The sequence below is a fragment of the Roseixanthobacter finlandensis genome, assembly GCF_043195105.2.
Lineage (GTDB): Bacteria > Pseudomonadota > Alphaproteobacteria > Rhizobiales > Xanthobacteraceae > NCEH01.
The window spans coordinates 4,550,444-4,574,498 of sequence record NZ_CM195536.1 but is presented as its reverse complement, the minus strand read 5'-3'; the positions used below and the strand labels follow the sequence as shown (position 1 = coordinate 4,574,498).

Below are 24,055 nucleotides of genomic sequence, written 5' to 3'. Positions count from 1 at the left end.
CAGCGTTTCGCGGCGCGGGGTCAGCAGCGGGCGAAGATGGCGGCGATGTCCGCGGTATCGTCGGTCCGCGCCAAGGCGAGGGACAGCAGGATGCGCGCCTTCTGCGGGCTGAAATCCTCGCCCGCGATGATCCCCGCCTCCTGGAGATAGCGCCGCCGCCCCACCCGCCCGCTCGCGGCGCGGGTGCATTGAACGACCACGATGCCGGACGCGACCGCCCGCTCGTACGCGACGCGTTCCGCCGGCGTGACGAGGCCCGGCGCGAGGCCCGCGGAGACGAGACCCCGCGCCCCCGCGGCGATCGCGGCGTCGATGAAAGTTGCGTCCGCCCCAGCATAGGACATCAGGATATCGACGCGGGGCAGCACGATGTCCGCGAGCGTCGAGAACTCGCCCTCGGGTGCATGGGCCGGGGTGGGCGCGCGATAGATGTGGATGCCATCGCCATCGACGTGTCCGAGCGCGCCGAAATCCAGCGAGCGGAAGGTGTGCTGGCGATAGGTGGAGGTCTTCACCACGTCGCGCGCTGCATGGATCTCGTCGTTCAGCACCACCAGCACGCCGAGTCCGCGGGCTAATGGCGATCCCGCCACGTGCAAGGCGTTGACGAGATTGATTCCGGCATCGCTGCCGAGCGCGCTCGCCGGCCGCTGGGCGCCGACCAGCACCACGGTCTGGGGAATGGCGAGGGTCAGGTTCAGGAAGAAGGCGGTCTCCTCCAGCGTCGCGGTGCCGTGCAGGATGACGAAGCCGACCAGATCCGGCTCACTGGCGGCGGTCGCGTGCACCAGTTCGCGCAGCTCCACCCAGTCCGCCGGGCCGATCGCCGTGCTGCCGACCGAGCGGAAGGGCACGGGCAGCGGATCGGCCACCAGCCGGGCTTCCTTTACGTGCTCCAGGATCTCGTCGATGGGCCGTTTGGCGCCGAATTCCGGGTAGTCCATGGTGTCCAGGCTGGACTGGGCCCAGGAGGAAATCGTGCCGCCGGTCCCGATCACGGCGACCCTGGGAAGAGAAGACGTCATATTCCGCTTCCGTCTGTGATGAAGTGATGGCCCGACCGCCTGGGGATGGGTTCCGGGCGGTTGGTCGATGCGGTGTGGTTGCGAAGGTCCGGCTGCACGGCCGGGAAGGCTGCGATCGGCGGCGCCGATCTCCCTTGCGCCATGAAAGCTCGAAAACGTTATGACGAGTGTTGACGATTTACAATGCTGGATTTCGGCCGGTATGATGCGCAAAACTGTGCCGAGGCGGCGCCATCCGGCGACCCGTACGGCGTTCTGTCGGGATGCGGCGTCCGGCGGGCGTTTACATCGCTGACCTGTTCCCGTCGGGTGATGAATTTGGATGCATCAAGCTGGGCGCAAGCATCCAGTATGTGATGGCATGCGAATATATTGGGCGCACTTGCTCTTCGCAATCATCGGCTGTCGCGCGAAAATGGGACAGGTTCTGTCATTCACCGCTGCACCGATATCGCCCCGCCTGCACAAAAATTCATTGTAAACTGTCTACAATTTGTGCTGCGATTTCACCGTTCCCTGTGCAAAATAAGATCAGTCGAGCGGGTGGGGCCGGTAGCTGCTCAGATGCGGCACTGTATTCGCGCTCCGGAGGTCGCCAAACCGCAAGCAGCGGAAGGTTTATAAATTCCCATGACCAACGATCAGACTGCGTTCCGCATCAGCCGGCGAGGCCTCGGCCGCCTCGCCGCCGGCACCGTCCTCGGGCTGGCCATGCCGCCGACGATCGGGCGGGCCGAGCCCGCCGTCCTGCGGGTCAGCAGCATTCAGGCGATCACCGGGCCGTCTTCGCCTTATGGCTGGCGCGTGCGCGACGGGGCGCAGCTCGCCGCCGACGATATCAATGCCGCCGGCCTGACCCTCGGGGGCACGACATATCGCATCCAGATCGCCACCGAAGACATGGCCAACGATCCACAGCAGGCGATCACGCTGCTGCGTCAGGCGGCCTCCAACGCGGACGTGCTGGCGGTGATCGGCCCATCCAATTCGGTCGGCTATGTGCCGTCGGTCCCGGCTGCCGGTCAGTTGCAGATTCCGCTCGTGGGCGCCGGTTCGGGCGCGCCGGTCAAGCAATGGAACATCTGGTCCTACCGGGTAAATCCGGTTTCCGAGACGGCGATCCCGGTGCTGCTGCGCAAGGTGCATGCGAAGGTGGGATTCAAGCGCCTCGGCGTGATCTACGACCAGACACAGGACGGCCAAGCCGGCGATGCCCAGGCCTGCAAGAGCTTGGCGCAGGAACTCGGCTATGAGGTGGTGGCGTTCGAGGCGTTCCGCGCCGGCGACCAGGATTTCTCGGCCCAGCTCGCCACCATCCGCAGCAAAAAGCCCGACGCCATGTTCGTCGCCGCCGCCACCGGCGACGGGGTGAAGGTGACGTCCCAGATCCGGGAAGCGGGCTTCACCGTGCCCCTGATGACGGGCTTCGGCTCGTTCCAGGATCCGGTTTATTGGGACGGCACCCACGGCGAGATCAAGGGCTGCTATACGTGGCTCGCGCAGGATCTCGCCTCGCCCACGCCCTCGGTGAAGACCTTCATCGACCGGTATAAGGCGAAGTTTTCGCAGGAAGCGACGTCCTTCTCCACCTATGGCGCCGACGCGCTTTCCACCATTGCGGAAGCGCTGAAGAAGGCCGGTTCCCCCACGCGGGCGAAGCTGCAAGAGGCGCTCGCGGAGCTGGATTTCGTGACCCCGCTGGGCACCCATATAACGTTCCACAATCCGCCCAGCGGCAATAACAATACGCCAAACGTGGTCGCGATCGAGATCACCGGCCGCGGCACCTATACCGCGATCTGACCCGTGCTCCAGATCAGCCAGCTTACGCGGCGCTTCGGCGGCCTGGTCGCCGTCAATGACGTGACGTTCTCGGTGGGGGCCGGCGAGGTGGTCTCCGTGGTCGGCCCCAACGGCGCCGGAAAGACCACCTTGTTCAACCTGATCACCGGGGTGCTCAAGCCGGACTTCGGTTCGGTGGTGCTCGATGGCAAGGACATCACCGGGGCCGCGCCGCATCGGCTGGCGGCCATGGGCATCGCGCGCACCTTCCAGAACATTCGCCTGTTCGGGCATCTGAATGCACTGGAAAACGTGATGATCGGCCAGGTGGCCAGCGGGCGGTCCGGCGTGTTCGACGCGCTCGCCGGTACGTCACGCGATCGCACGGACCGGCGGGAGATGGTCGAGCGCGCGGAGGCGTTGCTGGATTGGGTCGGGGTCGGTGCGAACCGGTTCCGCATGCCCGGCGAGCTGCCCTATGGCGATCAGCGGCGGGTGGAAATCGCCCGGGCGCTGGGGCTTCAGCCGCGGTTGCTGATCCTCGACGAACCCACCGCCGGCATGGTGGCGCGGGAGGCGCACGCGGTGATCGAGATGATCGACCGCCTGCGCGAACGCGGCATCGCGCTGCTGCTGATCGAGCACAACATGAACGTCGTCATGTCCGCCTCCGACCGCATCGTGGTGATCAGCTTCGGCCAGAAGATCGCCGAAGGCCTGCCCGCCGAGATCCGCGCCGATCCCAAGGTGATCGAAGCCTATCTGGGAGTGGAGGATTGAGCGCGCTCCTGAAAATCGAAGGGCTTGCCGTCTCCTACGGCTCCGTCCCGGCGGTCGATGGCGTATCGCTGGAGATCGAGCCGGGCGAACTGCGGGTCATCCTGGGCGCGAACGGCGCCGGCAAGACCACCATCATCAAGACCATCATGGGGCTGCTGAAGCCGCGCGGCGGCAGCATCCGTTTCGATGGCGAAAACGACCTGCTGCGCTTGCGGCCGCACCAGATCCACCAGCTCGGGATCGCCTGGGTCCCCGAGGCGCGACAATTGTGGAACACCATGACGGTGCTCGATAATTTGCGCATGGGAGCGTTCGAGGTTCGCGACCAAGCCGCGGTCGAGCGCCGCATCGGCGAAATGTTCGAGCGGTTTCCCCGCCTCGCCGAGCGGCGCCACCAACTGGCGGGCTCCCTCAGCGGCGGCGAGCAGCAGATGGTGGCCATCGCCCGCGCCCTGGTGTCCAGTCCGCGCCTGCTCCTGATGGATGAGCCCTCGCTCGGCCTCGCCCCCATCGTGGTGCGGGACGTGTTCGCGCTGGCGCGGGAGATCAACACCATGGGCATCGCGGTGCTGATGGTGGAACAGAACGCGCGCCAGTCGCTGAAGGTCGCCCACTTCGCCTATCTGCTGGAGCTCGGGCGCGTGGTGGAAGCCGGGCCGGCGGCGGAGATCGCCGGCAAGAAAAGCGTACAGGACGTGTTCCTGGGCGGCAGCGCATAGGACGGCGTCGAGATGGATCTTTTCCTGCAACAGCTCAGCAACGGCCTGGTGATCGGCAGTACTTATGCCGTCGTCGCGGTGGGTTTCGCGCTCGCCTTCACGGTGCTGCGCGTGATCCAGTTTGCCCATCCCGACGTGTTCATGATCGGCATGTTCACGGGCATGGTGGCGGCGGGGCTCGTGCCCGGCGGCGGGCTGGCGGTCGCCCTGCTCGGCGGCGCGGTGGGGTCCACCGCCATCGGCGCGATCATCGAGCGCACGGTGGTCGCCCCCTTGCGCGGGCGGGACGTGCTGACGACCCTGATCGCGACTCTGGGGGTTTCCGTCATCCTCCAGAACGGCATGGCGGTGATCGTCGGTCCCGATCCGATCCCCTATCCGCGCCTGCTGCCGGCGCGGTTCTACGAAATCGGCCCAGTGCTGCTCACCCTGCGCCAGATGTTCTGCCTCGGCCTATGCGCGGTGCTGCTGGTGCTGGCGAGCCTGTATGTGCGGCGCACCCACATTGGACGGGCGACGCGGGCGATCGCCGAGCGTCCCGACGTTGCCGCAGCTTTCGGCGTGGACGTGCGGCGCGTGTGCCAGATCACCTTCTGGCTCGCCTCGACCATGGCCGGTCTCGCCGCCGTGGCGGTGGGATCGCTGTATGGCTCGGCCTCCGCCTTCGTGGGGCTTTTGTACGGGTTGAAGGCGTTCATCTGCATGCTCGTGGCAGGCAATCGCTATTTCGAGGCGGTGATCGCGGTCGGTCTCGCGCTCGGCGTGCTCGAGGCTCTGGTGACCGGCTATGTCTCCTCATCGCTGCGCGATGCGGTGGCCTTCTTCGTGCTGATCGGCGTGCTCTATCTGCGGCCGAACGGCTTGTTCGGTTCCTACGCCACTTGAGCTGGAGGCATCATGCCCAATCTTGCCTTCTTCGAGCCGATCCTGATCTTCACCTTGCTGAACGTGGCGATGACGATCGGGCTTTATGTCACCGCCCTGTCCGGGCAACTGTCCATGGCCACGGCGGCGATCGCGGGCGTCGGCGGCTATGCCTCGGGAATCCTGACGGTGAAGTTCGGCGTCCCGTTCGTGCCAGCGGTCGCAGCGGGGGCGTTCATGGGCGGCGCGCTCGGCTGCATCCTGGCGCTGCTGACCCTGAGGATGCGGGATTTTATCCTGAAACTGACCACGCTCGCGGCGGGCGAAGCGCTCTCTGTGCTGGCGTTTAACTGGGATTATATCGGCGGGGCGAACAGCTTCACCGGGCTTGAGCCGCATACCGGGCTCTTCACCTGCGTGGTGGTCGCACTGATCGCATTCTACGTCGCGTGGCGGTTCGATGGATCGCGCCTCGGCTATGCCGCGCGGGCGGTGCGCGATGACCCGCTGGCGGCCGCCTCCATGGGGGTTTCGGTCGCTCAAGTGCGCATCATCACCTTCGCGCTGGGCAGTGCGCTGATCGGCATGGCGGGCGCCGTGCAGGCCCATTATCTGCTGGTGATCACGCCGTCCCAGCTCGGCTTCTTCGTCTCGCTCAATTATGTGATCTTTCTGCTGTTCGGCGGTGTGCAGACCTTGGCCGGCCCGATCCTCGGCGCCGTCGTCCTGACCGCCTTGCCGGAGGCTTTGCGCTTCGCGAACGAATATCGGCTGATCGTCTACGGGGTGATCATCGTCGGCGTCATGCTGTGGCGTCCGGACGGGCTGCTGACGCGGACCCCGCTTGGGGTTGCTCGCCGCATGCTCGGCTTCACGCTGCGCCCAGCGCGCCTGCCGAAGGGCGCACTGCGGCCGGAGGATGTGCTTTCGCCGATCCTGCCCGGGGACGCTGTCGCCATGACAAAGCGCAATTGAGACGACGCGCAATTGAGACGAAACGCAATTGAGGAGACGCATGTGGAACTCATTGATCTGAGCCGCGAGATTTTCCATCGCACACAGGTGCATCCCTCGCACCCGCCGGTGGTGATATCGGTGTGGTATGATCATTCCGAGAAGAAGCGGGCGGGGAATACGGATTTTACATCCAAGGCATTGTCCATCGCCTTCAGTGATCATGCGGGCACCCATGTGGATGCCCCCGTTCACTTCGATTCCCGCCCCGAGGCGCAGTCGATCGACCAGATGCCGCTGGAGAAATTCTACACCTCCGCCATCTGTCTCGACCTCTCGCATGTCGCGCTGCGCCACGCCGTGACGGTGGCCGAGATGGAGGCGGCGCTGGCGACCTCCGGAGAGGAAATCCGCCCCGGCGATACCGTGCTGCTCTACATGGCGACCAACGACCGCCTGCTCGGCAAACCCGGCTATCCCCACGAGTTTCCCGGCCTCGCGCTGGAGAGCGTGCATTGGCTCGCCGACAAGGGCATCGGCATGTTCGGCGTGGAAGCCGTGAGCCCGGCGCCGGAGGGCGAGCTGAATTTCCAGGCCCATCTGGCGTGCGCCGAGCGCGGCATCACCCACATGGAATGTCTCGCCAATCTGGACAAGCTGGTGGGGCGCGGCCGGTTCCGCTTCGTCGGCTTCCCGCTCAAGATCCGCGGGGGCACCGCAAGTCCCATCCGGGCGGTGGCGATCTTCGAGTGACACGGTGGGCGAACGAGGGCGCGCCCGGCGCCTCCTCGCCGGCGCCGGCCCGCACAAAGGCAATCCCTCATGAAGCTTCCCCAGCACGGCCGATATGCCCATAGCGCCCTGCCGCAGCGCCCCGGCTATACTTGGCCCAACGGCGCCAATCTCGCGCTCGTGGTCAGCAACAATATCGAGCATTTCGCGTTTCGCGCCGGCCTCGGCAGCGACAGCGCCCAGCTGGGGGCGGCGCAGAACCAGCGCAATTATGCTTGGCGCGATTATGGGAACCGCGTCGGGCTCTGGTATCTTCTTGATCTGCTGAATGAATTCGGCCTGCCTTGCGCCCACAACGTGAATGCGGCGGTTTTGGATGCGTGCCCGGAAATCGCCCCGGCCCTGCTGGCGCGCGGGGACGAGTTCGTCGGCCACGGGCGCACCAATTCCGAGCGCCAGGACGGGTGGTGGGAAGATGACGAGCGCCGCCTTATCGCCGAGAGCCGCGACGCAATTCTGCGCCATGCCGGCACGGCTCCGAAGGGCTGGCTCGGCCCCTATATCGCGGAAAGCGCCTGCACGCTCGACCTCCTGAAGGAGGAGGGCTTCAGCTATGTGATGGATTGGGCGGCGGACGACCAGCCGTTCTGGATGCGCACGCGCTCCGGGCCGTTGCTCTCCATTCCCTATTCGATCGAGCTCAACGACAGTCCCGCCATGGTATTTCGACAGCATACCGGGCGTGACTTCGCGCAGATGATCGTCGATCAGTTCGATGAAATGCTGATCCAATCGCGCAAATATCCGCTGGTTTGCAGCGTGGTGCTGCATCCCTTCATCGTCGGTCAGCCGTTCCGGTTGCGGGCCCTGCGGGAAGCGTTCGCGCACATGCTGGAGCAGCGCGACAAATTGTGGATCACGCGGCCCGGCGAACTCGCCCGTTATGTCGCCGGCCTTCCCAAGGGCATCATTCCCGGCAGCGAAGAGTTCGAGTGATCTGCAGGATTTTGAAAAGAGGTGAGGGCATGGAGATCAATCTCCCTGATGTGTTGGCCGAGGTCGAAGCGGCTTTTTCAAGTTATGAAGTCGCCGTGCTCTCCAATGACGTGGACGCGCTCGGCGCCCTGTTCCGGAACGATCCGTTGACGATCCGCTACGGGATGGGCGAAAACCTCTACGGTCATGCCGAGATCAGCGCGTTCCGCGCCGCGCGCTCCAGCTCTAATCTCATGCGGACGCTTTCGCGCACGGTCATCACGACCTATGGGCGCGATGCCGCGACCGCCTCCACCCTGTTCCGGCGCGACAGCCTGCCCGGCAAGGTGGGGCGGCAGATGCAGACCTGGATCCGGTTTCCCGAAGGCTGGCAGATCGTCGCCGCCCATGTGAGCCTGCTCGACGAGCCGGAATAAACCAGGGCATTCAGCCGCTGGAACTGCCGCGCACTTGCAGCACGGCGAAGCGGGCGAGCCGGTAGGCGGGCGCACTCAGCAGGATGATGCAGAGAATTCGCACGAGGTGAAACGCCGTCACCTCCGCCACGCCGAGATGCAGTGTCTTGGCGGTGATGCTGGTTTCGGCGACACCGCCGGGCGCATTGGCGAGCACCATGGTGGCGAGGTCGAGGCCCGCATGCCATCCGATCACGGCAGCCATGGCGACGTTGAACGCGATCAGCAGCAAGGTGTTGGTGACCGCCGCCGGCACGAAATTCCGCAGCCGCTGGATCATGTGGCGCCGGAAGCGGGCGCCGAGGGCAGCGCCGATCAGGACCTGGCTGACATCCACCACCGGCGTTGGAATGCCCGACAGGGGGAGTTGCAGTAGCGCCACCGTCGCGCCGACCACGAGGCCGCCCAGCAGCCAGTTGTTCACCATGCGGATCCGGCCGAGCAGATAGGCACAGGCGAAGCCCGCGAGGAGCATGCCGACCATTTCCACCGGCTTAAACGGCAGCGAAGGCGGCAGATAGCTTTCCGCGCCGTGGACGCCGAAAAACGCGATGGAGACGGGGATCGTCAGCACCACCACCACGATGCGCAGCGATTGGGACAGCGCGACCAGCGCGGTATCGCCGCCGAAGCGCTCCGCCAATACCGACATCTCGGCCACGCCGCCGGGCAGGCTGGCGAAATAGGCGGTGGTATTGTCGACCTTCGCCGAGCGCGCGAGCAGCAGTGAGAGCAGGCCGCCGGCGAAAATCGAGATTCCGGCAGCGAACAGCATGTAGCCGATATTGAACAGGAGATGGTCCATCAGGGTCGGCGTGAAATAGAGGCCGATGGCCACCCCCGCGATCACCTGCCCGCCTTGCCGTGACCAGGGCGGAACCTCGATGGGCGCGCCGAGAAGGCCGAGGGCGGCAACCACGAGCAGGGCCCCGAGCAGCCAGGCAAGTGGCGCTCCCAGCGCCGCCATGCCCGCGCCGCCGAGCGCGGCGGCAGCGAATGTGGCCGCCACCTTCATCCAGCGTCTGCGCCTGTCCATACGTGTAACCTCGACCCTCGTCCCAGGCGGCGCCTTTCCCTTCTCGATACGACGTGGGATCAAAAACTGTCAACAGTATACACTAATCAAGCGACGGCCGGCAGGTTGGGCAGCGGACCATGGATGAGGGACGGTCAGGTGCCGGCCGCGAACGAGCGGCGTTTGCCGCCCTGGGCATGGGCCTCGCCCAGCCGGCGTGCGCGCGCCACGTCTCCGGCGGCCATGGCGGCGAGCAGGGCGGCATGCTCAGCATTGGATTCGCGCATGCTCGCCGCAGACATCAAGGATCTCTGGCGCACGAGATGCATTTCCTTCAACAACGATTCGTAAGTTTCCTTCAGCCGGCGGTGGCCGCAGAAATTCATGACTTGCTCGTGGAAGCGCAGGTTCAGCTGATAGTACAAGGTGGCCTTGCTCTTCTTGACCGCAAGATCCATCTGCGCGAGCAAATCTTCCAGCACGGCTTCCTGTTCGGCCGACATATGGGCCGCGAGCCGGCTGCACGCGAAACCGAACAGCACCGCCCGCAGATCGTAGATTTCCGCCGCCTCGTCCGCCTCGATGGCGCGCACGAAGCTGCCGTGGTTGACCACGGACGTCACCAGCCCGGCACGTTCCAGCGCTCGTGTCGCTTCCCGGATCGGCCCCCGGCTGACGCCGAGCTGGGTCGCGAGGGTTTGCTCGTTGATGCGTTCCCCCGCGCGGATTTCGCCGCTCAGGATCATCCGCTCCAGCTCCTTGCGCACGATGTCCGTGAGCGATTGGGTGCGGCGCTGCGCGATGGCCGACAGGGCGTCCTCAGTTTTGGCCATGTTGCGAATGCTCCGCGCGATAAAAGGTGACCTGCCTCGGTACCAAGCGGCGCCATGTAAACGCAACATGCGAAACAGCGCGGCACCAGGGATAAGCCTGTCATGAATTCAGGCTTTCCAACATTGGCGACAGTTTGCAACCTTCGTCTAACGGACCCCTTGAGACTTGTCCATGGGAGGTCCTTCCCCGTGCATTTCAGGATTTGGGATGTTCGCCGGAGGTCTTGATCTTCTGCGATCAAGCGCCGTGCCGCGGGTGCCAGTCGGACGCTTCAGGCGGCCATCCAGCCGCCGTCTACCATCAGATTGATGCCGGTGACGAAGCGGGCATCGTCGCTGGCGAGATAAAGGGCCGCGTGGGCGACATCGTCCGGCACGCCGAATCGCGGCCAGGGCGTGCGGCTGCGGGCGCGGTCCAGAACCTGCGGGTCCTGCAAGCGTCCGCCTTGGCCGGTGACGATCTTGCCCGGCGCCACCGCATTGCAGACGATGCCGTCTTCGGCGTAATCGGCCGCCACTTGGCGGGTCAGATAGGCGATGCCGGCCTTGGTGACGCCATACGCCAGGTCCTCTGGCGCCGCGATCATGCCGTGCTGGGAGGAGAGGTTGACGATGCGCCCGCGCACGTCTCCGTGCGTGTCCTGCCCGTTCGTATCCTCACGCGTATCCTGCGCCAGCATCTGCCGCACGGCGGCGCGGCAGCACAGGAACACGCCGGTGAGATTGACCGCGAGCATGCGGTTCCAGTCCTCTTCGGCCAGATCCGTCAGGCGACGCGGATGGCGGATGCAGGCGTTGTTCACCATCACGTCGAGGCGGCCGAAGCGGGCGACGGCGGCCTCCACCAGCGCCTCCACCTCATCGGCGCTGGAGACATCGGTGCGGTGGAACAGGCCGCTGCCGCCGTCCTGCGCGATCAGCGCGGCGGTGGGGACGCCGCCCTCGATCACGTCCTGCGTGACGTCGGCGATCACCACATGCGCCCCGTGGCGGGCGAACAGGCGGGCGATGGCGCGGCCGATGCCGGATGCGCCGCCGGTGACGATGCAGACGCGTCCCGCAAGGCGCGGCGTCTCGACAGGCGGGATTTCTGTGGGTGCGGTCATGGCGCGGTCTCGCGGGTGAGCCAAGGGGCGCCGGTCGCCTCCCACCACGCCAGATAATCGTCGAGGGCGGCGGGCAGATCGTGACGCGGCGCAAATCCGGTGTCCGCGCGCAGCCGGGCATTGGCCATGGGCGCGCGGTCGTAAGGCATGTAGAGGTCCACGTTCCCGGCCTCGTCCGGCGCGGCGAAGCGCCATCTCAAATTCGGGCGGCGCAGGGCCAGGGCGCGGCAGAAATCCGCAAGCGACCATATGAACCCGGCGGAAAGATTATAGACGGCATGCGGCAGGCGCGGCGCGTCCATCAGGGCGAGGATCGCGGCGGCGGCATCGCGCCCGTAGAACCAGTCGCGCGGATGAGGGCGCGGCAAGATCACCTCTTCGCCCAGCGCGGCGCGGCGCAGCACCTGGAATGGCGCGCTCGGCGTGTCCCGCGCCGAGGTCGCATATTCCCACGGTCCAAAACAAGTCCCGAGGCGCCCGACCACGAGATCGAGGCCGCAGAGATCGGCAAGCCGCAGCGCAACCGCTTCTCCGGCCTGCTTGCTGATGCCGTAGAGACCTTCGGGCTGAAGCGATGTCGTCGCCTCGTCCAGCGGCGCGCCGTCCCGGCCGCTCGCGCCATAGGCCGAGCCGGACCCGAGATAGACGATGCGCCTGATGCCGGTGGCGGCCGCTGCCGCCATCGCCGAGGCGACGCCGCCCATGTTCACGTCGATGACGGCGCGGGACGCGCTGCGTTCGCGCTGCGCATCCGCGGTCACCGCCGCCAATATGAGCAATCTGTTCGCGCCACTCGCGCCGAGCGCCGCTGTCAGGGCGGCCTCGTCTCGCGCATCGCCGGCGATCCATTGGAACCGGCCCGGCAGACGCCGGAACAGCGCATCGGCGATGGGTGGCGGCGCCGCGAGATCGTAGCCCACCACGCTTTCGCCGCGCGCCAGCAGCGCTTCGCACACCGTGAGGCCGATGAAGCCCGAACTGCCGGTGACGAATACGCTCATCCGGCTCAGGCCAGGTCGCGGAACAGCGAGCCCCATCCGGTCACCCGGCTGGTATCGACGCCGGCCATGCGCAGGCTCTTCCAGACCACGGTGGCGATGGTGTCGTAGATCGGGATGCCGAGCTCGCGTTCCAGTCCTTCCACCAAGGGGGCGGCGCGCAGATTGGTGCAGATGATTGTGATCGCCTGCGGCCCCTGCGCGGCCACCTCGCGGATCATGCCGGAAATCTGGCCGCCGGTGACGGTGGAGAACGAAAAATTGTCCTGCAGCCCAAGATGCCGCTCGCCTTTGCAGGCATGGCCGAGGGCCGCGTAATTGGTGAGGATCCGCCCCTGCACTTCGTCGAGATAGGGCGTGACGAAGCCGAGTTCACGCACGCCCTTGCGCTCCAGGATTTCATTCAGCGCCAGCATGGAGGTGGTGGCCTTGATGCCGGTGGCGGCGGTGATGCGTTCGCACAATCGCGCGTCGGCCTCGAAGCCGAGCCAGCCGGAGGAGGTGCCGTTCCAGGCGATCACCTCCACCTTGGCGTGGGCCAGAAGCTCCGCGGCGCGCAGGATCTCGCCATCGTCGAACTGGGCCAGCGCCCGGTCGGAGAGCGCGATCTCGGTGACCTTGAACCGCCCGAAATGGGCAGAGACCTCGGGCAGGCCCGCCACCATGGCCTGCGTCACCGGTTCCAGCACCGTGTTGGACGAGGGGGTGAGCATGCCGAGGAGAACGCGTTCACTCATGATGGGTCCGCAGTCTGGAGGAGAGAGGGCGCCGCCGCCGGCTCGGGCCGCAGCAGATCGAGGATGTGGCGCTTCACGTCGTTGAAGCGCGGGCTGGTGATGTCGCGCGGACGCGGCAGATCGAGCGGGATGATCTCGGCGATGCGGCCCGGGCGGGCCGACATGACGGCCACATGGGTGCCGAGCGTGAGCGCCTCGTCGATGCCGTGGGTGACGAACACGATCGTGCCCTTGTGGCGCTCCCAGATGGAGATCAGCTCGTTCTGCATGTCCATGCGGGTCTGCTCGTCCAGCGCGCCGAACGGCTCATCCATCAGGATCACGGCCGGGTTCATCAGCAGCGCGCGGGCGATGCCGACGCGCTGGTTCATGCCGCCGGAGAGCTCGGCGGGGAAATGGTTCTCGAACCCGGTCAGCCCCACGAGGTCGATATAGCGCTGCGCCTCGTGGCGCCGCTGGGCCTTCTGGGCGCCGCGCAGCTTGAGGTGGAACGCCACGTTCTCCCACACCGGAAGCCAGGGCATGAGGTTCGGCTGCTGGAACACCACGCCCCGGTCGGCCCCGGGCGCGGCGATGATCTGGCCGTCCACCTTCACGGTGCCGGTCGTTGGCTTGTCGAAGCCGGCGATCATGTTGAGCAGGGTGGACTTGCCGCAGCCGCTCGGACCCAGCAGGCACAGCAATTCGTTGCGCTTGACCGAGAAGCTGACGTCGCTGAGCGCGGTGACGTCGGCCTTGCGCTTGGCGTCCTTGAAGACCTTGGATACGCCGGAGATTTCGATGGTGGCCATGCTCATCCCTCCACGCCCTGGAGGGTCGTGCCCTGCTGCCAGCGCAGCATGTGCCGGGCCACCGCCTGAATCATGAGATCGCTCAGGAAGCCGAGCAGGCCGATCGAGGCCATGGCGGCGATGACGATGTCGTAGCGCAGGAAATAATAGGAATCCCAGAGCACGTAGCCGACCCCGCTCTTCACCGCGACCATTTCGGCGGTGACCGTGAGCATCCAGGCCGAGCCGACGCCAATGCGCAGGCCGGCGAAGATGGATGGCAGCGCCGCCGGCACGACGATGAAGCGCAGCAATTGGTGTTGGCCGCCGCCGACCATGGCGCCGGCGCGGATCAGATTGCGGTCGCAGGTCTTCACGCCATGGATGGTGTTGAGCAGAATTGGAAAGAAGGCGCCGAGGAACACCAGGAATATCGCCGGCTTGTCGGCGATGCCGAACCAGATGATGGCGAGCGGAATCCAAGACACCGGCGGGATCGGGCGCAGGGTCTGGAGCGTCGGTTCGATCAGCACCTCGATCAGGCGGGACCAGCCGATGGCGACCCCGAGCACCACGCCCATGGCGGTGGCGATGGCGAACCCGGCGGCGACGCGCCAGAAGCTCGCCATCACGTCGAAAATCCAGCGGCCGCTATAGCTCTGCGTGTTGCCGTCGATGCCGAAGATCCAGTCCAGCCAGGCCCAGGCCACCGCCGAGGGGGCCGGCAGCAGCGCCGGGGGCAGGGCGCCGGAGCGGGAAAAGGCTTCCCATCCGGCGAGGATCAGGACCGGAACGATGAAACGTTCCGGCCGGCCCCGTCTGAGAATGGCATGCATCCACCCGCCCTCAATAACCGAGTTCGGTCTTGGGCTTGCCGGTCACCGCCTCAAGGAAGCGATAGTCCATGTTCTTCTCCACCGCCGCCGTGACGTCGGTATTGATGTATTTGAGCTCCCGCATCATCGTCGCAATGGCGACCGCCGAGGACCGATACATCTTATAGTCGGGATAAAGATTGCCCACGGCGCCTTCGGCGATCGCCTTGTCGAGGCCGGTCACCTTGCTGATGACATCCACCCACAATTGCTTGTCGCCTTCGATCTTGTCGTCGACCTTGACGATGGCGCGCACGGTCTCTTCAACCGCCTTGGGGTTCGCCGCGATCACGTCGGACCGCGTGACGATGAGATTGGTCAGCTTTCCGGCCGCTTGGTCATAGGGAAAGGTGAAGAATTTCGCGGCCTTGGCCTGGAGGATCTGGGTCGCGAACGGCTCGGTGGTGCAGATCAGCTCAACCTCGCTCCGGCGCAGCGCCTGGATATGGTCGGAGGGGTTGGGGATATTGATGAACTGAACGTCCTTGTTGACGTCGATGCCCTGCTTGGCGAAAGCGCCGCGCATGTGGATGTCTTGCGCATTGCCGCGCGAGGCCGCGATGCGGAACGGCTTGCCCTGCGCCTTATAGTCCGCGATCAGCTTCTTGAGCCCGGCCCAATCGTCCGCGGCGAGCGGCAGGTCGTTTTGAATGACGCAGGCCGAACCGCCGTTCACCTGGCCGGAGATGGCGACCACGTCGAAGCCCTTGTCGAGGGCGGTCGCATAATGAAGGTAGGTCACCTGCGCCACGTCGATGCTCTTGGAAATCAGCGCCGTGAGCACGTCATTGCCGGTGTTGAAGCCGATCACATCCAGCTTGATGCCCTTGGCATAGTCCGGGGTGAGGGTGAGCGGGGTGCAATGGGCGCACTTGGCGAAACCGAGCTTGATAATGGGCTCGGATTGGGCTGCCGCCGCCGATACCACACCGGCCGCAAGCGCCAGCGCAAGGGCGATGCGGGACAAAAATCTCTTCATGACCTTGCTCCTCTGGAAGACCATTCGAGCCGATCGCCTTTCGCTGGGTGCTAGAAGCATTCGGTATGCAATATTGTTTTTTATTCGTATAATCATGGTTATAAGTCATAATGCGATTGGCTTTAAAGCCGATTTTGTAGGCAGGAAGCGCAAAGAAATGACAGAATCGGAGGCACCTTTCGAAAAGCCCGGCGCCGGCAAGGCCCGTCCGCGCGCTGCGGCACGCACCCGCTTCAAGCCGTCGCGGCTGAAGCTTTCGGCGAGCGATGCCAAGCAGCCGCTGAACACCGCTTCCCTGCACGACCAATTGGTGATGCGGCTGCGCGAGATGGTGCTCGACGGCGAATTGCGGCCTGGCAGTCCGCTGCCCGAGCGCATGCTGTGCGAGACCTTCGGCGTTTCCCGCACGCCGCTGCGCGAAGCGTTCAAGGTGCTGGCTTCGGAGGGTCTCATCGAGCTGCGGCCGCACCGCACGCCCATGGTGATGCCGCTCGACCGGGACGATATCGCGGCGGTGTTCGAGGTGGTGCTGGCGCTCGACCATCTGGCCGCCGGCCTCACCTGCGCCAGGGCCACGGCGGCGGAAATCGCTACTCTGGACGCGATGCATGCACGGCTCGTGGCGCATCACCACGCCGGCGCACGCGCGGAATACTTTCGGCAGAACCAGCAGATCCATGCCGAGATCGCCCGCCTCGCCGGCAATCCGGTGCTGTTGGCCACCTGGACCGCGCTCGCGGCAAAGATCTACCGCGCCCGCGCCCAGGCCAATTACGAGGCCGGCCGGTGGGACGAGTCGCTCCAGGAGCACGAGGGCTTCATGACGCTTCTGCGCAGCCGCGATGCGGAGCGTTTCGCCGCCGCCATCGCCGATCACACCCGCCGCACGCGCAAGGCGGTGCTCGCGGCCCTGGATCTGCTGGCGAAACAGCAAGCTTAGAGCACTTTCCGTTCAGATGGCGATGCCACCTGAACGGGCTGCGCGGCTTCCGGCCCTCAGGCCGGCGCCTTCGCATAGGGCGAGCGCGCGCGGGCGAGGTGGAGCCCATGCCCCTTCTCCCCCACCAATTCGCCCTCGCGCACGACGGTGCGGCCGCGCACCATGGTGAGCACAGGCCAGCCGGTGATCTGCCGGCCCTCATAGGGCGTGTAATCGGCGCCATCCCGCACCAGATCGTGGGTGAGCGTCAGCTTCCGCGCCGGGTCCCAGATGGCGATGTCCGCATCGGATCCGACCGCGATGGTGCCCTTGCGGGGATAGAGGCCATAGGTCTTGGCGGGATTTGCGGCGGTGAGCGCGACGAACCGCTCGATATCGATCCGCCCGGTCATCACGCCCTCCGAGAACAGGATCGGCAGGCGCGCGCCGACGCCGGGTATGCCGTTGGGCACCCAGCGGAAACTGGTGCGGCCCTTGGGGGTGAGCTTGCCCTGCGGATCATCGTAGCGGAAGGCGCAATGGTCCGAGGAAAAGATGTTGAACACGCCCGTGCGCAACCCCTCCCAGCATGCTTCCTGGCTCGCCACGTCACGCGGCGGCGGCGAGCAGACATATTTCGCCCCCTCCATGCCGAGCCCGTCGAGATCCCGTTCGGTGAGCACCAGATATTGGGGGCAGGTCTCGCCCAGCACGGTCAGCCCCTTCTGCTGCGCCCAGCGGATCTGCTCCATGGATTCCCGGTTGGACACGTGGACGATCATCACCGGCACATCGACCAGTTCCGCCAGCGAGATAGCGCGGTGGGTGGCCTCGCGCTCCACCGCGATCGGCCGCGAGGTGGCGTGGAAGCGCGGCGCGGTCCGCCCCGCCTTCTCCAATTGCTCGGTCATGAAACGGATGGCGTCGTAATTCTCGGCGTGCACCATCACCAGCGCGCCAGTCGCGCGCGCCACCGCCATGACGTCGAGGATCTCGCGGTCGTTCAGCGCCAGCCCCTCATAGGTCATGAAGATCTTGAACGAGGTGTAGCCGTCCTCAACCAGGGCCGGCAGTTCCTGGCCCAGCACCTGGTCGGTAGGGTCCGATATGATGAGGTGGAACGAAACGTCCACATGGCAGGCGCCGTCCGCCTTGGCATGATAGGCGCTCAGCGCGGCCCGCAGGGATTGGCCTTTCTCCTGCAGGCAGAAGGGCATGACGGTGGTGGTGCCGCCGAGCGCGGCGGATCTTGTGCCGGTCTCGAAATCATCCGCCATCACGATTCCCTCGCCCGAGGGCTGGGAAAAATGCACATGGGCATCGACCCCGCCGGGCAGCACCCATTTGCCGGTGGCATCGATGATTTCGGCCGCGTCCGCGAATCCCTGGCCGAGCGCGACCACGCGCCCGCCGCTGATGGCGACGTCGCATGCGATGCGGTCGCCCGCCGTGATCACCGTGCCGCCGCGTATGACGGTGTCGAACTGCGCCATGGGAGAGGGCCTCCTTGCTTATGAGGACTTTCGTGTGGGCATCCAGGGCGCGCAGGCGTGCCCTGCGCGCGGATGGCCGCCTTCAACCTCCGGCGCGCCATCTCCCGCACCTAAGCAAGATCAGGACCACATCACGCGCCCGCGCCTCGCCCCGGACGGGCGTCCGCGCCGTCGGGCTCGAAGGTCGCCCGAGATCGGCGAGCAGCCGGTCCATGCGCTCCAGCGAAGAGTCGATCGCCTTTGGATGCGGATGCGCAAGGTGCTCCAGCAGGATCGAGATATCCGGCGCGCTGGTTCGCGCGCACGCGGCGACCTGCGGATCGCTCAGCGCGGAAAATCCGGCGTCGACATGCATGATGGCTGCCTTGCCATGTCAGGCGGAGAGCGCCGCGGAAATCTCCGCGGGACCCGCGAGCGCCTCGGCGCAGCGTACGGTGTTCTCCATCAGTGCCGCGACGGTCATCGGCCCCACCCCGCCGGGAACGGGCGTGATCGCGCCGGCCACCGGCGCCACTTCGTCGAACGCCACATCGCCGACGATCACGGAACCGGTCGCGGTCGCCACGCGGTTGATGCCGACATCGATGACGATCGCCCCCGGCTTCACCCAATCGCGGCGCACCAGGCCGGCACGGCCGACGGCGACGAGCAATATGTCCGCCGCGCGGCAGTGACCGGGTATGTCGCGGCTGTCCCTGTGGACGATGGTCACCGAGCAACCGGCGTTCAGCAGGACCTGCGCTGCGGGGCGCCCGACGATGGTCGATCGGCCGATCACCACGGCATCGAGCCCGGTCAGGTCCGGGCGCACCGTCTCGATCAGCCGCAGGCAGCCCAGCGGCGTGCACGGCACCAGTCCGGTCGACTGGCCGGTGGCCAGCAGGCCGGCATTGAGGGGGTGGAAGCCATCGACATCCTTGGCCGGATGGATGCGGTCCAGCACCCGCGCCGTCGAGATATGCGGCGGCAGCGGCAGTTGAACGAGGATGCCGTCCACCTCGGGGTCTTCATTGAGCTGGTCCAGCAGCCGCAGCACGGCGGCCTCGGTAATCGAGGCCGGCAACGGGTGCTTGAAGGAGGCCAGTCCCGCCTCGGCCGCGCGGCGGGTTTTCGCCCCGACATAGACCGCGCTGGCCGGATCCTCGCCGATCAGAACGACGGCCAGCCCCGGCTTCCGCCCGACACGCCGGGTGAAAGCCGACGCCTGTTCCTTCACCTTTTCCACGAGACGCGTTGCTTCCGCACGCCCGTCGATGATCCTGGTGGTCATGTCTTTAGCCCTCGTGCCGTCCGGCGGGTGGGATCAATCGGGGAAGACCACGGTCCGGTGCCCGTTGAGCAGCACGCGGTCGGTGACGTGGTAGCGAACCGCGCGCGCCAGCACGCGTCGTTCGATGTCGCGCCCTTTGCGAACGAGATTTTCAGGCGAGTCGAAGTGGCTGATGCGCTCGACGTCCTGCTCGATGATCGGCCCCTCGTCGAGATCGTCGGTGACGTAGTGGGCGGTTGCGCCGATGAGCTTCACGCCGCGCTCATGGGCCTGATGATAGGGTTTGGCGCCTTTGAAGCCCGGCAGGAAGGAATGATGGATGTTGATGCAGCGCCGCGCCAGGCTGGCCGACAGCGCGCGCGAGAGCACCTGCATGTAGCGGGCTAGGACGACGAGCTCCGTCCCGGTGTCCTCGACGAGGCGGAGGATGCGGGCCTCCTGCTCTGGCTTCGTGTCCTTCGTCACCGGGAAATGATGGAAGGCGAGATCGCCGAAATCGATGTGGCGAAAGTGCTCGGGGCCGTGATTGCTGGCGACGGCGGTCACCTCTATCGGCAGTTCGCCGATGCGCATGCGGTAGAGAAGATCGACCAGGCAATGGTCGAACTTGGAGACCAGGATCATCACTTTCCTGGGGGTGCCCTGGCCGGTCAGGCTCCACTCCATGCCGAATTCGCCGGCCACCGGCCGGAAGGTTGTGCGAAGCTCTGCGAGGACGATGTCGCGATCGGCTCCGGCGAAAACGACGCGCATGTAGAAGCGCTGCGCCAGCCGATCCTCGAACTGCTGCGCCTCCATGATGTTCGCATGCGACAGCAGAAGAAAATGGGAGACGGCGGCGACGATGCCCGGGCGATCCGGGCAGGCCAGTTTCAGCACGTAGGCAGGCTTCTCCAAGGGGCGTCCTCCAGGCGGGCATCCATCGCGTGGCGCCATTCATTTTATGACGTTAACGTATGATTTGTGATTGCCAGCTTTGTCAAGGCCGTCCAATCTCTCGCCATAGAGTGCCTTCTCTCAAGCAAATGTAATGGGCTTCATCGACGCGCCAGTTGACGGGTGCGACGAATAATCTAACGTGAACGTCATAATATCCGGACGAGCAGTCCGGTCATGGGACGGAAAACGCAACGCTCCCCGCCGACCTAACTGGCTTCGATCACCGGGCCCGATCGCCCGGCATCGGGCGCATCGAGGATCGGGAGCGTGGCAGGCGCGCAGGAGGAACAGATGGCCGATTTCCACGAAATCAGTCTGGGAAAGGTGACGATCGGCGGCCCGCTCGGGGGACGCACCGGAATGCTGGTCGGCTCGATCTTCTACGACAAGCATTCCATCGTCACCGATGCCTTCGCCGGCACATTCGACGAGGCGCGCGCCGCCCGCCTCATCCAGCGCGTGAACGACACGCATCGGGCCTATGGCATGCAGATGGCGTTCGACGTCATCGCCGCCTCGGAGCAGGCGATGGACAAGTTCCTGCGCTTCGTCGCCGCCCGCACCGACCTGCCGATGATGATCAATGCCACCGAGGGCGAGGCGCGGGTTCAGGGCCTGAAGACCGCCGCCGAGATCGGCTGCCTCGACCGCTGCATCTTCGCCTCGCTCAACGAGGATACCGAGCCGTTCGAGCTCGATGCCCTGAAGAGGTACCGTCCCGGCGCGGTCATGATCCTTGCCTATGACGTCGGCGATCCGACGCCGGAAGGCACGGTGAACATGATCGAAAAAACCTTCCGGCCCTGGCTCGACGAGATCGGCGTCGAGGCCCCCATCGTCGACTGCGGGGTGATGGACCCTCCCTCGATCGGCATCACCAACCGCGCCATCAAGCTGGTGCGGGAAACCTTCGGCTATCCCGCCGGCGGTGCCGTGTCGAACTGCTTTCCGCAATGGACCGGGCTCAAGGCATTGGGCAAGGATTTCGTCAATCTGTCGCTCGGGGCCAGCCTGCTCTCCATCCGCTTCCATGGCGGCGACTTCCTGCATTACGGCCTGATCGAGCGCACCGTGCCGGCGGCGCACGCCGTGGCGAGCGGGGAAGTCTTCCTCGGCTTTGCCGCCCAGGAACTCGACGGGCAGAAGCTGCCGAAGCCGCACCCGTTGCTGTCCATGTTCAAGCTTGCGCCGCCGAGCGCGGCGCCGGCGGCGGCGGCCGAATGACCCCACGGGAGCGGCTGGCCGCCCTGCTGGCCGGACGGCCGCTCGACCGGTTGCTGGTGGATGTCGGCACCTCGACCCTGACGGCGCAGCGCCCGCGCGCGCGCCCGTGCTCGGGCGAGGGCCGGACCTATGGCGATCCGGTCATGCATCTGCCGGTCCTCACCGACGCGGAGCTGGGCGCGCTCGGCAGTCAGACACGCCGTTGCGGGCCGGCCTTTCCCGGCGCCGCCATCGAGGTCGGCGAGGACAGCTTCATCGATCGCGACGGCGTGACCTGGATCTGGGCCGAGGGGGAGCCGGCGCCGCTGCACCATCCGCTAGCCGAGGCGGACATTGGCGCGATCTCGCGCGCCGCGCGGGCGCCACTGCCTGCGCTTGCCGGCGCCGGCGCGCTGGCGGATGCGGGGCGCGCCGCCGTCGTGGTGACGGACGTGCCCTCGGCCGGCCTGATCGACACCGCCTTCCGCTTGCGCGGCTATTACGAACTGCTCGACGACACCGCGCATCGCCTGCCGGCGGCGAACGCTCTGCTCGACCGCGCCGCCGATTTGATCGCGCAGGACTATCGCACGATGCTCGGGGCGCTCCCCGGCGCGCCCGACCTCGTGGTCTATGGCGACGACCTCGCCTACCGGACCGGGCTCTATCTGTCCGAGGAGCGGTTCGCCGTCCTGCTGCGCCCGCGCATGGCGCGCATCTTCTCGGTGATCCGCTCGCACACCCGTGCGCCCCTGCTATTCCATTCCTGCGGGGCGATCGCGCCGATCCTCCACCACATCCTCATGCTGGGCGTGCGGGTCCTCAATTTCGATCCGACGGCGGCCGGCATGGGCATTGCCGCGGTCCGCGCGGCGGCGGGGCCGGACGTGGTGTTCCACGGCCTGCTGGATTTCCCGGCCATCGCACGCGCCCTGCGCGAGGACGATCGCTCCGGGCTCGTGCGGGTGCTCGACGACATCCGCGCCGGCTGGCCGATGATCGCCGCCCCGCGCGACAACCTGCCCGCCGAATGTCGCGTGGGCGACATTCGTGCGGCCACGGCGTTCCTCGACGCGCTGGACCTTTCCCGCCTGCTGGCCGGCGATGTCATGGGTGCGATCGACGCGGCGACGGACGCCGCCGCCCTTCCGGCTCTCTGACCGTCAGGCGCGCGGCGAACCACAACTCTTTGATCTGGTGGATCAACTTGTCGAAACGGATGGATACCATCCGTTGCGGCTGATCCACTACCGCGCCAGCGCCCTTTCGAGCCGGCCCCACTCCTCCGCCGGCCCGGGCAGGCCGAAGCGCAGCCATTCCGGATGTTGGGTGAAGGCGCGCACGTGGATCCCCGCTCGACCGAGCCGCTCGACCCACATTGCCGCTTGCGGCGTGACGGCCAGTCGGAACAGCGGTGTGCCGCCCCGCACCTGAAGTCCGGCGCCCGCCAGATAGCGGTCGAGCCGTGCGGCGTCCTCCTCCAGCCGCGCCACGGCCTCGTCAAGCCACTGGCGATCCGCGAGCGCCTGCGTCCCGACCGCCAGCGCCGGACCCGACACGGGCCAAGGGCCAAGCCGGTGGCGCAATTCCTCGATCGTCGGCGCATCGGCGATGGCAAAGCTCAGGCGCACCCCCGCCAGCCCATAGGCCTTGCCGAAGGAGCGCAGGACGATGGCGCCTTGCGGCAGGCTCGGCACCAGGCTCTGCGAGGGGCGGACCACCTCCATGAACGCCTCGTCCACCACCAGCCGTCCTCCGCGTGCCGCGAGCCGACCGGCCAGCTCGGCGAGCACGCCGGCCGGGGTCAACCGGCCGTCCGGATTGTTCGGGTTGATCACCACCGCCACGTCGATGTCGGGCGCGTGGAGTTCCTTGACCGTCTCGACGATGCGGACATCGGCGCCCGCCGCGCGCCAGCAGGCGGGATGCTCCTGGTAGCCGAAGCCGAGAATGGCGACCCTTCGCGCCGGGAGGATATGCGGCAGGATGCGCAGAAGCGGCTGCGTCCCGCTCGCCGCGACGATGCAACCGGCGTCTGCGAGCCCGTAGGCACCGGCGGCGACCGCGTGAAGCCTGGCGTTCTGCGCCGGCTCGGGCAGACGCGTCCAGGCGGTGGACGGCAGTTCCACTGCGGCCAGCGGATAGGGCCGCGGATTTATGCCCGTGGACAGATCGACCCACGGCTCCGGCGCATCCGGGAAGCGCAGCCGCGCGGCCGCAAGGTCGCCCCCATGGGTGATTTCCGGAAAGAAGGCAGTGTCCCGGCGGGCGGCGGCTTCGATCGGCACGGCCTTGGCTATTCGGTGGGAGATCGGACAATGAGCGGATTGGGCTTTGTAAGTCGAATCGCCTTGCAGCGACAGGCATAATCGTGCTCGCACGCGCGCCGGGCCGTGGCTGCGCCGGGCTCGACGGGCGTTGCGGCGAAATTGCCGAGGCGCAGGGACAGCACCGGTGCGACACGCATCGTGCCGCCGCAGGTGACGCAGATGAGCTCAAGCGTGCGCGAGCGCGCATGGTCGACCATCACCTGCCGCTCGGCGTCGCAGTCGCGGCACTGGAAACTATAAGAGGGCATGGCGCGTCATCTCCCTCGGCAGGCGAGGATGGG

26 protein-coding genes are annotated in these 24,055 nt (G+C 66.4%); 11 read left to right on the top strand and 15 right to left on the bottom strand.

Annotated elements, in window-relative coordinates; genetic code table 11:
- Positions 1-20 precede the first annotated feature (20 nt).
- The gene (locus V5G24_RS21360) at positions 21-1,025 is read right to left on the bottom strand and encodes an asparaginase (protein WP_394083478.1); all 1,005 of its coding nucleotides are present in this window, start codon (positions 1,023-1,025) and stop codon (positions 21-23) included.
- Positions 1,026-1,655: 630 nt separating this feature from the next.
- Here V5G24_RS21360 and V5G24_RS21355 point away from each other — a divergent pair.
- The 8 genes from V5G24_RS21355 to hpxZ all read left to right on the top strand — a co-directional run bounded on the left by V5G24_RS21355 (position 1,656) and on the right by hpxZ (position 8,268).
- Entirely contained in the window at positions 1,656-2,828 is a 1,173-nt protein-coding gene (locus tag V5G24_RS21355; protein WP_394083480.1) for an ABC transporter substrate-binding protein, read from the top strand.
- A gap of 3 nt (positions 2,829-2,831) precedes the next feature.
- A complete protein-coding gene (locus V5G24_RS21350; protein WP_394083482.1) occupies positions 2,832-3,587 on the top strand; it encodes an ABC transporter ATP-binding protein in 756 nt (251 codons plus the stop codon).
- Positions 3,584-4,306 carry an ABC transporter ATP-binding protein gene (locus tag V5G24_RS21345; protein ID WP_394083484.1) on the top strand — a complete coding sequence of 241 codons (723 nt, stop codon included), beginning with the start codon at positions 3,584-3,586 and terminating at the stop codon, positions 4,304-4,306. Before V5G24_RS21350 ends, V5G24_RS21345 begins: the two co-directional genes overlap by 4 nt.
- A gap of 12 nt (positions 4,307-4,318) precedes the next feature.
- On the top strand, positions 4,319-5,191 hold the full coding sequence (locus tag V5G24_RS21340) for a branched-chain amino acid ABC transporter permease (RefSeq protein ID WP_394083486.1): 873 nt from the start codon (positions 4,319-4,321) through the stop codon (positions 5,189-5,191).
- Between the two features lie 12 nt (positions 5,192-5,203).
- Complete coding sequence (locus V5G24_RS21335) at positions 5,204-6,145, top strand: branched-chain amino acid ABC transporter permease (RefSeq protein WP_394083488.1); 942 nt, start codon at positions 5,204-5,206, stop codon at positions 6,143-6,145.
- Positions 6,146-6,187: 42 nt separating this feature from the next.
- The gene (locus tag V5G24_RS21330) at positions 6,188-6,877 is read left to right on the top strand and encodes a cyclase family protein (protein WP_394083490.1); all 690 of its coding nucleotides are present in this window, start codon (positions 6,188-6,190) and stop codon (positions 6,875-6,877) included.
- Positions 6,878-6,946: 69 nt separating this feature from the next.
- Positions 6,947-7,852: a polysaccharide deacetylase family protein gene (locus V5G24_RS21325; RefSeq protein WP_394083492.1), complete on the top strand. Its 906-nt coding sequence runs from the start codon at positions 6,947-6,949 to the stop codon at positions 7,850-7,852.
- Positions 7,853-7,881: 29 nt separating this feature from the next.
- The gene (hpxZ, locus tag V5G24_RS21320; RefSeq protein ID WP_394083494.1) at positions 7,882-8,268 is read left to right on the top strand and encodes an oxalurate catabolism protein HpxZ; all 387 of its coding nucleotides are present in this window, start codon (positions 7,882-7,884) and stop codon (positions 8,266-8,268) included.
- 10 nt (positions 8,269-8,278) lie between these two features.
- Here the strand turns inward: hpxZ and V5G24_RS21315 are convergent, their stop codons facing one another.
- From V5G24_RS21315 to V5G24_RS21280, 8 genes are all read right to left on the bottom strand, one after another.
- Positions 8,279-9,343, bottom strand: a complete 1,065-nt coding sequence (locus V5G24_RS21315; protein ID WP_394083496.1) for an AbrB family protein — start codon at positions 9,341-9,343, stop codon at positions 8,279-8,281.
- A gap of 134 nt (positions 9,344-9,477) precedes the next feature.
- Positions 9,478-10,155 (bottom strand): FCD domain-containing protein, encoded by a 678-nt coding sequence (locus V5G24_RS21310; protein ID WP_394083498.1) that lies wholly within the window; start codon positions 10,153-10,155, stop codon positions 9,478-9,480.
- 272 nt (positions 10,156-10,427) lie between these two features.
- Positions 10,428-11,261 (bottom strand): SDR family NAD(P)-dependent oxidoreductase, encoded by an 834-nt coding sequence (locus tag V5G24_RS21305; RefSeq protein WP_394083500.1) that lies wholly within the window; start codon positions 11,259-11,261, stop codon positions 10,428-10,430.
- Entirely contained in the window at positions 11,258-12,262 is a 1,005-nt protein-coding gene (locus V5G24_RS21300) for an NAD-dependent epimerase/dehydratase family protein (protein ID WP_394083502.1), read from the bottom strand. The genes V5G24_RS21305 and V5G24_RS21300 overlap by 4 nt, the downstream gene beginning before the upstream one ends.
- Before the next feature lie 5 nt (positions 12,263-12,267).
- Positions 12,268-12,996, bottom strand: a complete 729-nt coding sequence (locus tag V5G24_RS21295) for a maleate cis-trans isomerase family protein (RefSeq protein ID WP_394083504.1) — start codon at positions 12,994-12,996, stop codon at positions 12,268-12,270.
- Complete coding sequence (locus tag V5G24_RS21290; protein ID WP_394083506.1) at positions 12,993-13,787, bottom strand: ABC transporter ATP-binding protein; 795 nt, start codon at positions 13,785-13,787, stop codon at positions 12,993-12,995. Before V5G24_RS21290 ends, V5G24_RS21295 begins: the two co-directional genes overlap by 4 nt.
- A 2-nt stretch (positions 13,788-13,789) precedes the next feature.
- Positions 13,790-14,602 carry an ABC transporter permease gene (locus V5G24_RS21285; RefSeq protein WP_394083508.1) on the bottom strand — a complete coding sequence of 271 codons (813 nt, stop codon included), beginning with the start codon at positions 14,600-14,602 and terminating at the stop codon, positions 13,790-13,792.
- Between the two features lie 10 nt (positions 14,603-14,612).
- Entirely contained in the window at positions 14,613-15,620 is a 1,008-nt protein-coding gene (locus V5G24_RS21280) for an ABC transporter substrate-binding protein (RefSeq protein WP_394083510.1), read from the bottom strand.
- On the opposite strand from V5G24_RS21280, the gene V5G24_RS21275 reads away from it, so the two are divergent.
- The gene (locus V5G24_RS21275; protein WP_509292266.1) at positions 15,619-16,560 is read left to right on the top strand and encodes an FCD domain-containing protein; all 942 of its coding nucleotides are present in this window, start codon (positions 15,619-15,621) and stop codon (positions 16,558-16,560) included. The genes V5G24_RS21280 and V5G24_RS21275 overlap by 2 nt on opposite strands.
- A gap of 56 nt (positions 16,561-16,616) precedes the next feature.
- On the opposite strand, the gene hydA is transcribed toward V5G24_RS21275, so the two are convergent.
- The 4 genes from hydA to purU all read right to left on the bottom strand — a co-directional run bounded on the left by hydA (position 16,617) and on the right by purU (position 20,199).
- Positions 16,617-18,032 carry a dihydropyrimidinase gene (gene hydA, locus V5G24_RS21270; protein ID WP_394083514.1) on the bottom strand — a complete coding sequence of 472 codons (1,416 nt, stop codon included), beginning with the start codon at positions 18,030-18,032 and terminating at the stop codon, positions 16,617-16,619.
- Positions 18,033-18,114: 82 nt separating this feature from the next.
- Positions 18,115-18,387, bottom strand: a complete 273-nt coding sequence (locus tag V5G24_RS21265) for a hypothetical protein (RefSeq protein ID WP_394083516.1) — start codon at positions 18,385-18,387, stop codon at positions 18,115-18,117.
- Between the two features lie 18 nt (positions 18,388-18,405).
- Complete coding sequence (locus V5G24_RS21260) at positions 18,406-19,302, bottom strand: bifunctional 5,10-methylenetetrahydrofolate dehydrogenase/5,10-methenyltetrahydrofolate cyclohydrolase (protein ID WP_394083518.1); 897 nt, start codon at positions 19,300-19,302, stop codon at positions 18,406-18,408.
- 33 nt (positions 19,303-19,335) lie between these two features.
- The gene (gene purU, locus V5G24_RS21255; protein WP_394083520.1) at positions 19,336-20,199 is read right to left on the bottom strand and encodes a formyltetrahydrofolate deformylase; all 864 of its coding nucleotides are present in this window, start codon (positions 20,197-20,199) and stop codon (positions 19,336-19,338) included.
- Between the two features lie 333 nt (positions 20,200-20,532).
- Between purU and V5G24_RS21250 the strand changes: the two genes are divergently transcribed.
- Together V5G24_RS21250 and V5G24_RS21245 are read left to right on the top strand one after the other, a co-directional pair.
- The gene (locus tag V5G24_RS21250; RefSeq protein WP_394083522.1) at positions 20,533-21,465 is read left to right on the top strand and encodes a tetrahydromethanopterin S-methyltransferase subunit H family protein; all 933 of its coding nucleotides are present in this window, start codon (positions 20,533-20,535) and stop codon (positions 21,463-21,465) included.
- On the top strand, positions 21,462-22,604 hold the full coding sequence (locus V5G24_RS21245) for a uroporphyrinogen decarboxylase family protein (protein ID WP_394083524.1): 1,143 nt from the start codon (positions 21,462-21,464) through the stop codon (positions 22,602-22,604). Before V5G24_RS21250 ends, V5G24_RS21245 begins: the two co-directional genes overlap by 4 nt.
- Before the next feature lie 87 nt (positions 22,605-22,691).
- On the opposite strand, the gene cobD is transcribed toward V5G24_RS21245, so the two are convergent.
- Positions 22,692-23,732, bottom strand: coding sequence for a threonine-phosphate decarboxylase CobD (gene cobD, locus V5G24_RS21240; protein WP_394083526.1), 1,041 nt, complete (start codon positions 23,730-23,732; stop codon positions 22,692-22,694).
- Between the two features lie 8 nt (positions 23,733-23,740).
- Positions 23,741-24,022 carry an FmdB family zinc ribbon protein gene (locus tag V5G24_RS21235; RefSeq protein ID WP_394083528.1) on the bottom strand — a complete coding sequence of 94 codons (282 nt, stop codon included), beginning with the start codon at positions 24,020-24,022 and terminating at the stop codon, positions 23,741-23,743.
- Positions 24,023-24,055 lie beyond the last annotated feature (33 nt).

Coding starts and splice junctions, on each gene's coding strand:
- V5G24_RS21280 (WP_394083510.1), bottom strand. CDS start 15,620: ATGAAGAGATTTTTGTCCCGCATCGCCCTTGCGCTGGCGCTTGCGGCC.
- V5G24_RS21260 (WP_394083518.1), bottom strand. CDS start 19,302: ATGACCACCAGGATCATCGACGGGCGTGCGGAAGCAACGCGTCTCGTG.
- V5G24_RS21250 (WP_394083522.1), top strand. CDS start 20,533: ATGGCCGATTTCCACGAAATCAGTCTGGGAAAGGTGACGATCGGCGGC.
- V5G24_RS21295 (WP_394083504.1), bottom strand. CDS start 12,996: ATGAGTGAACGCGTTCTCCTCGGCATGCTCACCCCCTCGTCCAACACG.
- V5G24_RS21245 (WP_394083524.1), top strand. CDS start 21,462: ATGACCCCACGGGAGCGGCTGGCCGCCCTGCTGGCCGGACGGCCGCTC.
- V5G24_RS21315 (WP_394083496.1), bottom strand. CDS start 9,343: ATGGACAGGCGCAGACGCTGGATGAAGGTGGCGGCCACATTCGCTGCC.
- V5G24_RS21305 (WP_394083500.1), bottom strand. CDS start 11,261: ATGACCGCACCCACAGAAATCCCGCCTGTCGAGACGCCGCGCCTTGCG.
- hpxZ (WP_394083494.1), top strand. CDS start 7,882: ATGGAGATCAATCTCCCTGATGTGTTGGCCGAGGTCGAAGCGGCTTTT.
- V5G24_RS21335 (WP_394083488.1), top strand. CDS start 5,204: ATGCCCAATCTTGCCTTCTTCGAGCCGATCCTGATCTTCACCTTGCTG.
- V5G24_RS21355 (WP_394083480.1), top strand. CDS start 1,656: ATGACCAACGATCAGACTGCGTTCCGCATCAGCCGGCGAGGCCTCGGC.
- V5G24_RS21265 (WP_394083516.1), bottom strand. CDS start 18,387: ATGCATGTCGACGCCGGATTTTCCGCGCTGAGCGATCCGCAGGTCGCC.
- V5G24_RS21275 (WP_509292266.1), top strand. CDS start 15,619: ATGACCTTGCTCCTCTGGAAGACCATTCGAGCCGATCGCCTTTCGCTG.
- V5G24_RS21310 (WP_394083498.1), bottom strand. CDS start 10,155: ATGGCCAAAACTGAGGACGCCCTGTCGGCCATCGCGCAGCGCCGCACC.
- V5G24_RS21290 (WP_394083506.1), bottom strand. CDS start 13,787: ATGGCCACCATCGAAATCTCCGGCGTATCCAAGGTCTTCAAGGACGCC.
- V5G24_RS21360 (WP_394083478.1), bottom strand. CDS start 1,025: ATGACGTCTTCTCTTCCCAGGGTCGCCGTGATCGGGACCGGCGGCACG.
- V5G24_RS21325 (WP_394083492.1), top strand. CDS start 6,947: ATGAAGCTTCCCCAGCACGGCCGATATGCCCATAGCGCCCTGCCGCAG.
- V5G24_RS21235 (WP_394083528.1), bottom strand. CDS start 24,022: ATGCCCTCTTATAGTTTCCAGTGCCGCGACTGCGACGCCGAGCGGCAG.
- hydA (WP_394083514.1), bottom strand. CDS start 18,032: ATGGCGCAGTTCGACACCGTCATACGCGGCGGCACGGTGATCACGGCG.
- V5G24_RS21340 (WP_394083486.1), top strand. CDS start 4,319: ATGGATCTTTTCCTGCAACAGCTCAGCAACGGCCTGGTGATCGGCAGT.
- V5G24_RS21300 (WP_394083502.1), bottom strand. CDS start 12,262: ATGAGCGTATTCGTCACCGGCAGTTCGGGCTTCATCGGCCTCACGGTG.
- V5G24_RS21285 (WP_394083508.1), bottom strand. CDS start 14,602: ATGCATGCCATTCTCAGACGGGGCCGGCCGGAACGTTTCATCGTTCCG.